We start from the raw sequence: 13,500 nt of genomic DNA on the forward strand, positions 1-13,500 counted from the left end.
CCAATTATAGGACAAGAAGAAATTGATAATGTGGTTGAGGTTTTGAAATCCGGTATGATTGCTCAAGGACCGAAAGTTTCAGAATTTGAAAAGGAATTTGCATCATGGGTTGATGCTGATTATGGTGTTGCAACTAATTCCGGTACTGCAGCTCTGCATGTGGCATTGCTTGCCTGTGGTATAGGTGCAGGTGATGAAGTAATTACAACCCCATTCACATTTATTGCAAGCGGTAATTCAATAGTTTACACCGGAGCAAAACCTGTATTTGCAGATATTGATTTAAAAACTTATACTTTAGATCCTGAATGTATTGAATCATTAATAACTGATAAAACAAAAGCTATAATGCCTGTACAGTTGTATGGTCAATCTGCAGATATGGATGCTATTTGTGATATTGCTCAAGATCATGATTTGATTGTAATTGAAGATGCTGCTCAAGCTCATGGAGCAACATTCAATGATAAAAAAGTTGGTAGTATGGGTGATATGGCCTGTTTCAGTTTTTATCCTACTAAAAACATGACCACTTCTGAAGGAGGTATGATTACTACCAATAATGAAGAATTTGTAGAAGAGGCCCATATATTCAGAGCTCACGGGTCACGCGTTAAATATCATCATGACGATATCGGATATAACTTCAGAATGACTGATATTTCAGCTGCTATTGGAATGGCACAGTTAAAAGTAATTGATGAGTTTAACAAAAAAAGAGCTGAAAATGCAGCTTACTTAAATGAAGGTTTGGCTGATGTGGATGGCGTAGTCACTCCATATGCAAGAGAAGGCTCAACACACGTATATCACCAATACACCATTCGTGTTGAAAAGGGTAACAGGGATGATTGGATTGATGTTTTAACTGAAAATGGAATTGGAACAGGTGTTCATTATCCGATACCATTATACAATCAACCGATTTATCAGAAATTAGGATTCACCGGCAGCTGTCCTAATGCTGAAATTGCAGCTAGTGGTGTAATTTCCTTGCCGGTTCACCCATCATTAACCAATGATGATTTAGATTTAGTCATCGAAGCCGTTAAACAGGCTTCTGATAAATTAGCTTAAGAGTCAATGGCTCTTAATCTAACATTTTTTCTACTGTTTCTATTTTTTTATTCAATGTTCTATTTTTCACATCTCGTCTGCCATCAATCTTGATTACTGTATATACTCTGTCGGTACCCGCTTCAAAGACAGCTTCCTGAGCTTTGGCTATAACGTCATATAATTCTTTCAGGTTTTCAGCTTCGATTTGTGTTCCCATTCCAGTCAATTGAAAATTAAGCCCAGAATCTTTTATTATCTGCACTGCTGCGCTTACATAGTCTTTACATCCTGCTGTATCGCATCCAACAGGCAATATTGCAAAATCACAAGTTATCATATTATCACTTCGAAAAATTATTTATTAAAATAATTATAAATTATTTGTTATGGCGAAATTGGATAAGGATGAATTTAATGAAATGATTTTTTCCAGAATCAACAATTTAATTTCTGAATATGAATTAATTAAGGAAAATGAATTAATTGCTGTTGCATTGTCTGGTGGAAAAGATAGTGTTTTAACGTTGCATGCTCTAAAAAGATATCAGGAATTTTTGAATTTCGATTTAGTAGCTATCAGTGTTGATGAGGGAATTAAAGGATACCGGTCTCACGGTATTGGTGCTGCTGTCAATAATGCACGTGATTTGGGTATTGAGTTAGTTCAAAAATCATTTCTTGAAGATGAAGGTTTTGCCCTGGATGATATTTATTCTGAATTTAAAAGTGCATGCATTCCATGTGGTGTTTTCAGAAGAAACATTTTAAATAAAACCGCTTATGAATTAGGCGCCGATAAAATCGCAACAGGCCACAATCTTGATGATGAGATTCAATCATTTTTAATGAGTTTTGCCCGTGGAGATACAATTAAATTCTCTAAATTCGGTCCTGAACTTGATGTAATTCATCCAAAATTGGTTCCGAGGATTAAACCTTTATGGAATACTCCTGAAAAAGATGTTGGACTTTGGGCGGTTTTAAATGAAATTGATATTCATCTTGAAGAATGTCCTTATTCCCATTTATCTTTAAGAGCTAAAATTAAACAATTTTTAAATAATAATGAGGATGAATATCCTGGTTTAAAAAATAATATTATGGAATCATTTCAAAAGATTTTAACCTTTGAAAATGATATTTCCACAAATTTAAATGAATGCGAACTTTGCGGCGAACCAACTTCATCCAATATCTGCAAAGCCTGTGAAATTAAACAATTAGTTTCTCAGGATTGCGAAAGCCATATATGTGATGAATAAAGCCACAAGTATGAATCCTTCTTTTTTATCATATTTGGATTGTGTTTTACCAAATATAAAGAATAATATTGTAACACCAAACATCAATACAATATCTGGCAGCATGTTTGGGTTAATTATGATTGGGCTTATTGCACTGCTTGAACCAAGAACCATTGAGATATTGAATATGTTTGATCCTATTACATTACCTATAATTAACTGGTTTTCACCTTTCCTTAAAGCAGTAAGTGAAGTGACAAGTTCCGGTAAAGAGGTACCTATTGCCACAATGGTCAAACCTACTAATGTTTCACTCATTCCTAATGCCATTGCTATATATGATGCGCTGTCAACAACGAGATCTGCACCAATTATAATACCTGCAACACCACCAACAATGTAGATAATACTTCTTATAGCACCCATTTTAGGTTTTTCAACGATTTTTGATTCTTTTGATTTTCTAGCATCATAAACAAGGTATGTGATATAAGAAATAATCAAAATGAGTAATATGATACCTTCAATTTGGGTTATCTGCCAACCGAATAGAATAAAAGCGGTCAATACTCCAGTAAGAAATACTAAAAAGGGTAAGTCAAGATTTAAAACCTGTTTAGTAATTTTAAGTTCATTTAAAAGAGCACATAAACCGATAATTAGCAGCATATTAAATAAATTACTTCCAATAACATTACTGAGAGCTAAAGCATTACTGCCCGCCAATGAAGATGTTATAGAAACAGCCGCCTCGGGAGCACTTGTACCAAAAGCAACAATGGTAAGACCAACAATTAAAGTCGGTACTTTTAATATGGATGCAATATTACTTGATCCGTCAACAAAAAAGTCAGATCCTTTGATTAATAATACAAAACCTATTATTAATAATGCAAATTGTATAGCAATTCCTACGAAGTCCATTTAATCTTCCTCTTCATTATTATTAATATAATCTTCTCCTAAATCAGTTACAAGAATTTTATCAATTTGATGTCCATCTAAATCAACAATTTCAAAGCAGAACCTTTCCCATTGGTATTTGTCATTAACGTCAGGCAGTGTACCGCTGATACTTAAAATAAAACCTGCAATTGTTGTAAAACCGTCTTCTTCCTCATCGGGGAACGGTTCATCAATATCAAATAATTCTTTAAAGTTATCAATTCCGTATCTGCCGTCAATTAACCAAGTACCGTCCCTTCTTTGGGTAGCTCTTGGTTCATCATCTTCATCAATTCCAGGAATATCTCCAACAATACCTTCCAATAAATCGTTTAATGTAATCAAACCTTCTACACTTCCAAATTCATCAACAACAAGAGACATATGTACATATTCCTGGTTTTCTTTAAATTCTTTTAGAAGTTCCAAGGTTTCCAATTTTTCAGAAACGACCAACGGTTCTTTAATAATTTTATTAATGTCAAAATCCTCATCATCAAACATTAATGAAAGTATGTCCTTTGCTTGAACAACACCCATAAAATCATCTAACTCTCCATAAGCTATTGGAAAGATGGACCTTTTGCTCTCGGTAATTTTAACTTTATTGATTTCTCTAGAATCTTCCAAATCAATCCAGATAATTTCGTTTCTCGGAGTCATTATGGTTTCAACTTTTTGGTCATCAAGTTTGAATACTCTTTTAATAATGTCTTCTTCCTCTTGTTCTATTGTTCCATCTTCTATTCCTTCTTTAATCATTAGTTCGATTTCTTCTTCAGTAACAAGATCATCATTTCTATTTTCAATTCTCATTAACCATAAAAGAAAACTGCTGGATTTTGCAAGGACATAACTGATAGGCTTTGATACCTTTGAAAGAATTAACATACCTTTCGCGACTCTGAGGGAAATTTTTTCAGGGTCATTTAGAGCAATAACCTTCGGCACGATTTCTCCAACAACTAATGTTAAATAAGTAGTAAGAATAACAACAATTGCAATACTTATCTGTTCATTGTAAGGGACAAATGGTATTAGTTCAGATAGGGGTTTGGCAAGAGTTACTCCACCCAATGCACCTGTTAAAACTCCAATAAGTGAAATTCCAATCTGTACTGTTGATAAAAATTCGTTAGGATCTTCCAATAAATCAAAAACAATTTGGGCACGTTCGTCTCCATCCTCTAAGTATTTTTGCATCTTCGCCCTTCTAACAGATACAACAGCAAGCTCGGCCATTGATAAATATCCTGTAAGGATGATTAAAATTAATATAATGATTATTTCAAGTATTCCTGCAGCCATTTTTAACAGACCTTATTTTAAATCACTAGCTAAAATAAATCCAGTGTTTCCATATATTTCGTCTTGCATTTCCTGAACTGCATATGAAGCTTCTTCTCGGGTATTTACTTTTTTAAAGATTCTTCTCTCTTTAACTTTAATTGTCTTACCACATACACATTTTCTTGTGGCAACACCTTCTTTTGCATATAAAACTCTTCCACAGTCGCAACGAAATATAAAATACATAAAATATTTTCCTAAAATTTAGATTGGTATAATATATTATTTATAATTGTATAAAAAATTTTTTGTTGATGGTGCTATATTATTAAAAAAGGGGGTGGATTATCCACCGAATATCTTCATAAATAATGGGAAAAATACCTGTGAAGGCAATATTACTAATGTAGCTATACTGACTGCAAGATTTGTTCCAATAACCACCAATAATATTCTAAAAATGTTATTGTGCCATAAATCTCTAAATCCATTATAGTTTGTTAAATTCCTAATGTCACTTTGCCTTACTTGTCTGTATTTAGCTTCAGTTAATCCTGAAAACCATCCTGCAGCAAGTAATGGGTGAATAATTGTTAATGGAGCAACCAATCCTCCAACAAGTGCTGATTGGATTTTAGATCCGGATAAGATTGAACCTAAAAATCCCATAACTACACTGATTATAACAAATTCATAAATATTATAAGTAATATTTATCCCGCTAAAAAATGCCAGAAAAAATATCACGATAAACAGTATAGGAATTAATGCAAGGAATATTTTAAGCCATGGAATTCCTTTTTTACTTATAACTTTATTTAATTCCTGGAGTGGTGGGATTGTTTCTGGATTATCTAGATATCTGTTTATTCCAGGCTGATGTCCTGCACCTACAACTGCTACGACTTTATCTTCAGGAATTCTTAAAATACTTCCTGCAAGATATGCATCTCTTTCATGAACTAAGACTTCATATATTTGCGGTGCTTCATCTTTAAACATCTCAAGCAAATCATCAAGATTATCAGGATTTTTCAAATCTTCAATATCAATCTCTTCATCATCTGTATCAGTGACCAGTATTCCATATAGGAATTTGATTTTATCAATAAAAGACATTCTGTTTAATGCACGTTCCAATGTTATATTAATGTCTCTGTCAATCAGTGCTATTGGAATATCCAAATCTTCAGCAGCTTCAATCGCACCAATCATTTCTGAACCTGGATCAACTTCTACTTCAGCACCGATTTTTGATTGAAAATGACTTAAAATTGTTGTTACAAAAAATAGTCCTACCTTATTTTCTTTAATGATTTTGGTAATTGAGATGGTTTCATCCTCTTCTATTCCCATCATTGACTTTTTAAGCTTTGTATATCTTCCAAAATCAAGTTCAATTGCTACTCTGTCTGGTTGTATCTCATAAATCTTATCTTTTACTTCTTCAACACTTTGGGCAGATACATGAGCAGTACCAATAATAGTTAAACATTCACGTTTCATTAAAAAACACTCTTAAAAAAATTATTATAATGTAATTTATTAATTACCATTATTTAAAGTTAATCTTATTTATCTTATTATTTTTATATATTCCAACATTTTTTGTGGAATTTTTACACAAACTGTATTCTATATCTTTTTCATATCCAAGATTTTTCAGCTTGTTTCCTGATGTGGATTCATAAAATGCCTTTTTAACTTCCCCATAATCTCTGCTTGCCAATATGGCAGATTTTGCATACTCGCTTATTTCACAATCACTGCATCTTTTAGATATCTGATAAATTATTTCACCACAAGCCAGAAAATCTTCTATTGCAAAATTTCCCCAAACTCCTGCCATTACAAGGTCAATATGTGTTTTTGCAAGGTCAATGCTTGCTTCTGCAACGGCTTCGGCATTATTCATACATCCAATCAGAACTTTTGAATTCATTTTTTCAAGTATTCTGGTACCGTTGCTTGTTGTCAATATCAGTGTTTCTCTATCAGTCTCAAATTCATTTATTGCAGTTGGTGAATTTCCAATGTCAAATCCTTCAATTTTAGCACCCTTACGTTCACCGGCAATAACTCCGTCGGTTTTATTTTTTAGTTTAAATGCTTCCTCTGGCGTAAAACAAGGTATAATCTCTGAAAATTTATCTAGAGTAGTTGTTATTGTAGTGCTTGCCCTTAAAACATCAACCATTATTGAAACATCGCTGCTTACAGTTTCTTCAAAACTTAATGTTACTTTCATAGTTTAGTATATATTAAAGCATTTTATATAATATTATATTATGAGAATCGTTACAACACCAATGTGTGAGGAAGTTGTAAAACTTGCAGGCATTAAAGAGTATAAAGTTAATAAAAATCCTGATTTGGAAGAAGGTGATTTGGCCATATTGCTGTCTGAAAGTAAGGTTAATATGGATTCAATAGCCATTAAGTTAAATACTCCAAAGCAACTGGCCCAAAGTATCCGAGAAGTCTCTAAATTAACTGACCATGAATTGTCTGACGATGAAATTCTGGAGTTTTTTAATGATTATAATTATTGTCTGAAATATCTGAAAAATCATGATAATTCCCATGTGAAAGTCAAGGTAATATCTAATTTTTTAACTGATATCGTTGATAATTTCGGCTTTGAAAAAATGGATGAAAATTATGATTACGTAATTTATCCTGATTATCTAAAAGAAAAAGTCATAAATGAGGAAGTTAAGTTAATAGAAATTCCATCACACAATTTTGTGTCTCGAAACCCATTTGAACGCATTGAAAAAAGATATGAAATTTTGGAAAAATTAATATAGATTAAATATGAAAAATTATTAATAATATAGACTTTATGTGAGAGTATAACAATGTATGAAACATTAACATTTACTGGTGGAGTTCACAAAAGTGATGAACTAAAAGAGTTAATTGAAGATTTGGGTGGGTTTATTCTTCAAGATAATATTTTACAGATGGAACTGGTATTGAGAATGGCAATTCCATTAAATGATGTAGGTAAAATAGAAGAAAAATCAAAAGAATTATTAGGAAAACTTAGTGTAGCACCAATGGCAGGTTCTGAAATAGCTATTGTATCACCTACACTTGCAAGACATCACTTACCTCACGCCGCCTGTGACATTTCCGAATTTTTGCGTGAATATGGTGCAAAGGATAATATGATTGGGCTTGCAAGAGGAGACGGTAAAGGGACTTCAGGTATTTCTGAAGAAGAAAAGCAATTAATTGAAGAACATGATCTTGCTATTTTTGCCCTCGGAAGTTTTGAAAATTGTATTAAGGAAAAATCCTTCTTATACGATGATATAAATATTCCTGTAATTGTAACCGGAGCACCGGATATTTCAGTAGATGAACTTCCTGGTGCAGATGCTTATGTTGGTGATTTGGGAAGAATTCCTAGAAGATTAAGAAGAGGTCCGGATGTCAGGGCTTTGGAAAAACTGGTTGAAACTGTTGAAGGAATATTAAGTGATAGAAAACAGAAAATGAACTTAGACCCACCATTGGTACCTTCTATTGTTGTTAAAAACGCAATAGAAAATCAAATTCCTGAAATAAAAGATGTTATCTCTCCCGCACCAGTTACCACTCAGCTTAACGGTGTTCGTGTAAAAGTCGATTATGATAAATACCATGATTTGATTGAAAATATTGTTATTGATGGTAAAAAATTATCTGAAATTGCAGAAATCAAAAAATCTAAAATGTATGATTATATTTTAGTGAAAATACATAGTGAAAGTTCTCTTATCGAGAACTGAATTTCTTTTTTTTTAAAGTAATCTCATTCCAAAGAAGTTGATTGCATCCACCAAATCATTAAAGTCTTCTAATTCTCGCTCGATTACATTTTCATCAGTTAAATCAATACTCAGTTCTCCGTCAACTGTTAATGTATCAGGGCCGCGGCCTACAATACGTTCCACTCCGTCACTGCTTAATATTCTTTCTGCATCAAGCTGGTGGACAAATGATCTGCCGGGCAATATTACTGCTTCTTTAATTTCGCTTAAATCAAGAGTTTCCAAATCTTCTTTTGTAATAAGACATGCTATCTCTTTTTCAACCGCTACGACATTAACGCTGTCAACTTCGAGTTTATCGAATATGTTCTGTATATATGGTGCAGCTATTTTTGATGTAATAATTGTTGCTTCGCCGGTTACAGGTTTGATAAACTGTAAAAATATTTTATTTTCATCCTTGGCTATTGCAAATGGGCCGCCGGTTTCAGGATCACATAATGGTGTTCCGGTAATTCTAAAGTTATATTCGCTATTTAAATCTTTTACCAACTGTGCAAATTCCTCAACCGGCTGTGATTCGTGGTCTTTTAAAATAGGTTCATTTCCTAAAATAAGTCCTTCATTAAATGTATTTGCAAATCTCATCAAAATGAATCCTTTTGCACCCCAGCTTTCCAAATCATCACAGGTCTGTCTTAAAACTTCACCATCATTTACACCAGGTATTATTACGCTTGCACCAGTCAGTTTAATATTTTCACAAAAAATTTTACAGGCATCTAGAGCTTCTCTTGGATGTTTGTCTTTAACCCATTGGGTTCTAAGTTCGGGATCTGTTGAAAAAACAGTAAATGTGGCCTCTTCAACCCCATTATTAATTAATCTATTGGCTATGTCACTGTCACTTATTCCTTTACCGCAGGTATACCCTAAATGTGATTTTATGGAGAACTGATTTAATTGTGCAGTCAGTGACTCCAGGTATGGATAACAACTGATGTCGCCTCCACCACTGATGTCAGCTATTATTTCACCTGCTGTTCTATTCATCATCAGTGCGGTTTGAACAGTATTTAAAACTTCAAATGGGTTTTTAAATTCACTTTGGGCATCTGCCACTCCTTTTGAACATCGCTCACATCCAATTTTGTTTGGAAGACAATGTGCACAGCCAAAAACTTTAATATCTTTTACCTTTCTAAAGTAACAGTATTTGCAAAAACCGTTACAATCTTTTCCAGGTATTCCTCCAACATCTGCTACTACATGCATGATTTTTAATATTGTGTTTTGTATTATATAAATAAGATTGTCGAAAAAAAGTATTAAAAAAAGTATTATTTATTACTGGCATCTTAAAAAGTAATATTTTATTAAAATTCTTAGTTTTATCTAAAACAAATAATTTTATTTTTAAAATTAAATCATATTTGTGGTAGTTAATTTTTTATAATTTAAGTTAAAATTTAGTTTATATTCTGTATTTAAATACTTTTTATTCGTTTTAAAAAGTATTACTTTTGGGGTCTTTTTTCTTAAAATCATTTAATCATATTATTCTTTATAAACTTTTCTAAAAATTTCTAGGGGTAATATTTATATTATATCTAAATTAAAGATAAATTTGTATACCATATGGCTGGCTATTTGCAAAAACTTGCTTTGTAGCTCAACTCAATTTGGTGGAAAAAATTCACCATTGAGAGTGGTATATTAGTTAAACTCTATTTATTTAGGAGGGAAAAAATGGCAAAGTTTGATGATAAAATCGATTTATTCGATGATAGAGGCAATGAAATTGCATCTGACGTACCAATCGAAGCTATCAGTCCGTTAAGAAACCCTGCAATTGAAAGCATCGTAAAAGGTGTAAAAAGAACTGTTGCAGTAAACTTAGAAGGACTCGAAAAATCTGTTAAAACCGCATCTGTTGGTGGAGACAAATCTAGAATATTAGGTAGAGAATTAGATTTAGCTATTGTAGATAACGCAGAAGCAATCGCAGACAAAATGAAAGGTATTATTCAAGTTGCAGATGGCGACGATACTGTTGTAACACCTATTTCCGGAGGAAAAAGGTTATTAGTACAAGTACCAACCAGAAGAATTGATGTCGGTGCTGAATACTCCTCAGCTCCATTATCAACCGCTTCAGCTTTAGTACAATCTGTCATTGACATCTGTGATGTAGACATTTACGACGCAAACTTCGTAAAAGCTGCAGTATTAGGAAGATACCCACAATCTGTAGACTACAAAGGATCTAACATTGCAACCATGTTAGACATTCCACAAAAACTCGAAGGTGCAGGTTACGGTTTAAGAAATGTAAAAGCAAACGACTTCGCTGCTGCTACATTGAAAAACACTTTCCAAGCAACCGCTTTAGCTGCTATCTTTGAACAAACTGCTATGTTTGAAATGGCTGATGCTTTAGGTTCATTTGAAAGATTGCACTTATTAGGTTTAGCTTACCAAGGTTTAAACGCTGATAATTTAGTATATGAATTAGTAAAAGACAACGCAGCTGAAGGTACTGTTGGTAGTATCGTACAAGCTACTATTGCTCGTGCAGAAGCAGATGGTGTAATTGCTCCTCAAGAACAATTAACTGATTTCGCTATTTACAACACTGATGACGCAGCTAAATGGAACGCATATGCTGCTGCTGGTGCTGTCGCAGCAACTATGGTTAACGTAGGTGCAGCTCGTGCTGCTCAAGGTATCCCATCTACTTTATTATACTACAACGACAACTTAGAATTCGCAACTGGTTTACCTGGTCTTGACTATGGTAGAGCAGAAGGTGTAGCTGTAGGATTCTCATTCTTCTCTCACTCCATTTACGGTGGAGGAGGTCCTGGTTTATTCAACGGTAACCACGTTGTAACCAGACACAGTAAAGGATTCTGTATCCCTTGTGTAGCTGCTGCTATGTCCTTAGATGCAGGAACACAACTCTTTTCACCAGAAGCAACTTCTGGTTTAATTAAAGAAGTATACAGTCAAATTGATGAATTTAGAGAACCTATTAAAGCAGTTGCAGCTGCAGCTGAAGAAATTAAAGGTGACATCTAATTAATTTAAACAAATCTAATTTGAAGGTCTAATTATGGATATTGAAATATTTCCTTACAGAGTTCTTGGAAGTGACACAACAGAAAAGTTATTAAATGACTTGGAATCACTTGATGATGTAAAAAGAACTGTTATCCATGGTCCAAGATTCCCAAAAGGTGAAGCAACTTTGCCTCCAAAATATAGGGAACGTAGAGTTATTACCATAAACGGGGAAGATGTTGTTTTACAAGTTAAAACGGCAAGAATATTTTTGGAAATAACTATGGAATCTACAATTAAGGAAGTCGAAAAGATATGTGAAGAACATATCCCATATGGTTTTGATATTAATCAAGATAGAGCACATTATATCAGAAAAGAACAAACTGTTACTGATAGAATTAAATATGGTAATAAAGAAATTCCTGACGAATTAGTCGGAATGGCTGATCAATATTCAAAATTTGATGACCATGTGAAAATTATTAAAAAGGATGACTAGATTAATATGATAGGACGTTGTACTCACGTAGTGGATTGTAGAGAAACAAGCGGTATGGGTAAAGGTGGAAGTCTTGCTCAAAGGGGTACTTTCGCTGAATGTGGTACTGATGTTTGTGCAGTAGCTATGTCTCCAGGACGTAGGCACATTACCAAACCAGTTTGTGAAATTACATTTGGTTTACGTGAGGCTAATGTTTTAACAAGTACTATGGTTTTAAATGCTGGTGCTGGCGTTCCTCATGATGCTCCTGCTTCCGGTGGTACTTTGTTTGGACTGACTGATAAGGAAGTCGAACAAATGCGTAATTTCAAATTACTTGTTATTCACTTGGGTGGAGTTGCAAATCATATTATTTACAAAGCAAGATTAATTCTTAGGAATGTCAATAAACACTGTATAATTATATGTGAATCACCGGTAGACTGCGAAGATTTCGCTAAAATAGGTGTTAAAACTTCAAAAGTCATGCCAAAAGATGATGATATTAAAACTCAGGGTACTATTGATGATATTGTTACAGGGGTTATCCGTGGTGAAACAATTTCACAGGAAAAATTAGATGAAATAATTAGAAAAGTAAAATTAGCATTAGGAGATGCATAATTATGGTACAAATTTATCCAGGTACTTCTCAGGTTGCTCAAAACAGAAGAAACTTCACTAACCCAGAATATGAGTTAGAAAAGTTAAGAGAAATCTCTGATGAAGACGTAGTAAAAATATTAGGTCATAAAGCTCCAGGTGAAGAATACAAATCCGTTCACCCACCATTAGATGAAATGGATGAGCCAGATGACAGTGTAAGAGAATTAGTAACACCTATCGATGGTGCAAAAGCAGGAGACAGAATTAGATACATCCAATTCGTAGACTCCATGTACTTTGCTCCAGCTCAACCTTTCTTAAGGGCTAGATCTTACTTATGCAGATTTAGAGGAATCGATACTGGTACATTATCCGGAAGACAAGTTGTTGAAGCAAGAGAAAGAGACATCGAAAGAATCTCAAAATATCTCTTAGAAACCGAATACTTCGATACCGCAAGAACCGGTATTAGAGGTGGAAGTGTACACGGTCACTCCTTAAGATTAGATGAAAACGGTTTAATGTTCGATATGCTCAGAAGACAAGTATTCAACAAAGAAACCGGTAAAGTCGAAATGGTTAAAGACCAAATTGGTAAAGAATTAGACGAACCTGTTATTTTAGGTGAACCATTAGATGAAGAAACTTTAAGAGCAAAAACCACTATTTACAGAATAGATGGTGAAGCATACAAAGATGACGCAGACGCTGTAAAAGTTTGTCAAAGAATTCACGTGTCCAGATCCTTTGGTGCATTCAATCCAGAAGTAGGATGGTAATAAAATGGCTGATAAAAAATTCTTAGATGCAATGAAAAAGAAATTCGTTGAAGATCCAACTGAAAAAAGAACTCAGTTCTATAACATGGGTGGTTGGAAACAATCCGAAAGAAAAACTGCATTTGTAAAAGAAGGTAAAGAAATCGCAGAAAAAAGAGGAATCCCAATGTACAACCCAGACATTGGTTCTCCTTTAGGTCAAAGAGCTTTAATGTCCTACCAATTATCCACTACTGATACTTTCGTTGAAGGTGACGATTTACACTACA

At 33.7% G+C, this 13,500-nt stretch carries 15 protein-coding genes and 1 pseudogene; 9 read left to right on the forward strand and 7 right to left on the reverse strand.

Features of this window, described 5'->3' with window-relative positions:
• Positions 1-1,077, forward strand: a 1,077-nt coding sequence (locus ACKI5C_RS01105) for a DegT/DnrJ/EryC1/StrS family aminotransferase (RefSeq protein ID WP_407431187.1), incomplete at its 5' end; no start/stop codon positions are given.
• Between the two features lie 13 nt (positions 1,078-1,090).
• On the opposite strand, the gene ACKI5C_RS01110 is transcribed toward ACKI5C_RS01105, so the two are convergent.
• Positions 1,091-1,396: an MTH1187 family thiamine-binding protein gene (locus ACKI5C_RS01110; RefSeq protein WP_407431189.1), complete on the reverse strand. Its 306-nt coding sequence runs from the start codon at positions 1,394-1,396 to the stop codon at positions 1,091-1,093.
• A 49-nt stretch (positions 1,397-1,445) separates the two neighbouring features.
• On the opposite strand from ACKI5C_RS01110, the gene ACKI5C_RS01115 reads away from it, so the two are divergent.
• Positions 1,446-2,321 carry a TIGR00269 family protein gene (locus ACKI5C_RS01115; RefSeq protein ID WP_407431191.1) on the forward strand — a complete coding sequence of 292 codons (876 nt, stop codon included), beginning with the start codon at positions 1,446-1,448 and terminating at the stop codon, positions 2,319-2,321.
• Here ACKI5C_RS01115 and ACKI5C_RS01120 read toward each other — a convergent pair.
• The 5 genes from ACKI5C_RS01120 to comB all read right to left on the reverse strand — a co-directional run bounded on the left by ACKI5C_RS01120 (position 2,280) and on the right by comB (position 6,786).
• A complete protein-coding gene (locus ACKI5C_RS01120) occupies positions 2,280-3,227 on the reverse strand; it encodes a calcium/sodium antiporter (protein ID WP_407431193.1) in 948 nt (315 codons plus the stop codon). The two genes, ACKI5C_RS01115 and ACKI5C_RS01120, sit on opposite strands and share 42 nt — an antisense overlap.
• A complete protein-coding gene (locus ACKI5C_RS01125) occupies positions 3,228-4,556 on the reverse strand; it encodes a hemolysin family protein (RefSeq protein ID WP_407431195.1) in 1,329 nt (442 codons plus the stop codon).
• A 12-nt stretch (positions 4,557-4,568) separates the two neighbouring features.
• Positions 4,569-4,784 carry a DUF1922 domain-containing protein gene (locus tag ACKI5C_RS01130; RefSeq protein WP_407431197.1) on the reverse strand — a complete coding sequence of 72 codons (216 nt, stop codon included), beginning with the start codon at positions 4,782-4,784 and terminating at the stop codon, positions 4,569-4,571.
• Between the two features lie 99 nt (positions 4,785-4,883).
• Positions 4,884-6,044, reverse strand: coding sequence for a TraB/GumN family protein (locus tag ACKI5C_RS01135; protein ID WP_407431199.1), 1,161 nt, complete (start codon positions 6,042-6,044; stop codon positions 4,884-4,886).
• Between the two features lie 49 nt (positions 6,045-6,093).
• Complete coding sequence (gene comB / locus ACKI5C_RS01140; protein ID WP_407431201.1) at positions 6,094-6,786, reverse strand: 2-phosphosulfolactate phosphatase; 693 nt, start codon at positions 6,784-6,786, stop codon at positions 6,094-6,096.
• Positions 6,787-6,826: 40 nt separating this feature from the next.
• Between comB and ACKI5C_RS01145 the strand changes: the two genes are divergently transcribed.
• A complete protein-coding gene (locus ACKI5C_RS01145; protein ID WP_407431203.1) occupies positions 6,827-7,348 on the forward strand; it encodes a hypothetical protein in 522 nt (173 codons plus the stop codon).
• Between the two features lie 51 nt (positions 7,349-7,399).
• On the forward strand, positions 7,400-8,317 hold the full coding sequence (locus tag ACKI5C_RS01150; RefSeq protein ID WP_407431205.1) for a methanogenesis marker 7 protein: 918 nt from the start codon (positions 7,400-7,402) through the stop codon (positions 8,315-8,317).
• Positions 8,318-8,329: 12 nt separating this feature from the next.
• Here ACKI5C_RS01150 and mmp10 read toward each other — a convergent pair whose 3' ends face one another.
• Positions 8,330-9,574, reverse strand: a complete 1,245-nt coding sequence (gene mmp10, locus ACKI5C_RS01155) for a methyl coenzyme M reductase-arginine methyltransferase Mmp10 (protein WP_407431207.1) — start codon at positions 9,572-9,574, stop codon at positions 8,330-8,332.
• Between the two features lie 474 nt (positions 9,575-10,048).
• Between mmp10 and mcrB the strand changes: the two genes are divergently transcribed.
• The 5 genes and pseudogenes from mcrB to ACKI5C_RS01180 form a co-directional block, all read left to right on the forward strand.
• Positions 10,049-11,380 carry a coenzyme-B sulfoethylthiotransferase subunit beta gene (gene mcrB, locus ACKI5C_RS01160; RefSeq protein ID WP_407431209.1) on the forward strand — a complete coding sequence of 444 codons (1,332 nt, stop codon included), beginning with the start codon at positions 10,049-10,051 and terminating at the stop codon, positions 11,378-11,380.
• Between the two features lie 34 nt (positions 11,381-11,414).
• Entirely contained in the window at positions 11,415-11,864 is a 450-nt protein-coding gene (gene mcrD / locus ACKI5C_RS01165; RefSeq protein ID WP_407431211.1) for a methyl-coenzyme M reductase operon protein D, read from the forward strand.
• A gap of 6 nt (positions 11,865-11,870) precedes the next feature.
• Complete coding sequence (gene mcrC / locus ACKI5C_RS01170) at positions 11,871-12,470, forward strand: methyl-coenzyme M reductase I operon protein C (protein WP_407431213.1); 600 nt, start codon at positions 11,871-11,873, stop codon at positions 12,468-12,470.
• Between the two features lie 2 nt (positions 12,471-12,472).
• A complete protein-coding gene (gene mcrG, locus ACKI5C_RS01175; protein WP_407431215.1) occupies positions 12,473-13,231 on the forward strand; it encodes a coenzyme-B sulfoethylthiotransferase subunit gamma in 759 nt (252 codons plus the stop codon).
• A 4-nt stretch (positions 13,232-13,235) separates the two neighbouring features.
• Positions 13,236-13,500, forward strand: a pseudogene (locus tag ACKI5C_RS01180) (methyl-coenzyme M reductase subunit alpha); the annotation flags it as partial.

This window comes from Methanobrevibacter sp., assembly GCF_045646045.1.
Classification (GTDB): domain Archaea; phylum Methanobacteriota; class Methanobacteria; order Methanobacteriales; family Methanobacteriaceae; genus Methanocatella.

Bases quoted from the DNA above. Each gene is read 5' to 3' on its own strand.
- ACKI5C_RS01110 (WP_407431189.1), bottom strand. From the start codon at position 1,396: ATGATAACTTGTGATTTTGCAATATTGCCTGTTGGATGCGATACAGCA.
- ACKI5C_RS01115 (WP_407431191.1), top strand. From the start codon at position 1,446: ATGGCGAAATTGGATAAGGATGAATTTAATGAAATGATTTTTTCCAGA.
- ACKI5C_RS01120 (WP_407431193.1), bottom strand. From the start codon at position 3,227: ATGGACTTCGTAGGAATTGCTATACAATTTGCATTATTAATAATAGGT.
- ACKI5C_RS01125 (WP_407431195.1), bottom strand. From the start codon at position 4,556: ATGGCTGCAGGAATACTTGAAATAATCATTATATTAATTTTAATCATC.
- ACKI5C_RS01130 (WP_407431197.1), bottom strand. From the start codon at position 4,784: ATGTATTTTATATTTCGTTGCGACTGTGGAAGAGTTTTATATGCAAAA.
- ACKI5C_RS01135 (WP_407431199.1), bottom strand. From the start codon at position 6,044: ATGAAACGTGAATGTTTAACTATTATTGGTACTGCTCATGTATCTGCC.
- comB (WP_407431201.1), bottom strand. From the start codon at position 6,786: ATGAAAGTAACATTAAGTTTTGAAGAAACTGTAAGCAGCGATGTTTCA.
- ACKI5C_RS01145 (WP_407431203.1), top strand. From the start codon at position 6,827: ATGAGAATCGTTACAACACCAATGTGTGAGGAAGTTGTAAAACTTGCA.
- ACKI5C_RS01150 (WP_407431205.1), top strand. From the start codon at position 7,400: ATGTATGAAACATTAACATTTACTGGTGGAGTTCACAAAAGTGATGAA.
- mmp10 (WP_407431207.1), bottom strand. From the start codon at position 9,574: ATGCATGTAGTAGCAGATGTTGGAGGAATACCTGGAAAAGATTGTAAC.
- mcrB (WP_407431209.1), top strand. From the start codon at position 10,049: ATGGCAAAGTTTGATGATAAAATCGATTTATTCGATGATAGAGGCAAT.
- mcrD (WP_407431211.1), top strand. From the start codon at position 11,415: ATGGATATTGAAATATTTCCTTACAGAGTTCTTGGAAGTGACACAACA.
- mcrC (WP_407431213.1), top strand. From the start codon at position 11,871: ATGATAGGACGTTGTACTCACGTAGTGGATTGTAGAGAAACAAGCGGT.
- mcrG (WP_407431215.1), top strand. From the start codon at position 12,473: ATGGTACAAATTTATCCAGGTACTTCTCAGGTTGCTCAAAACAGAAGA.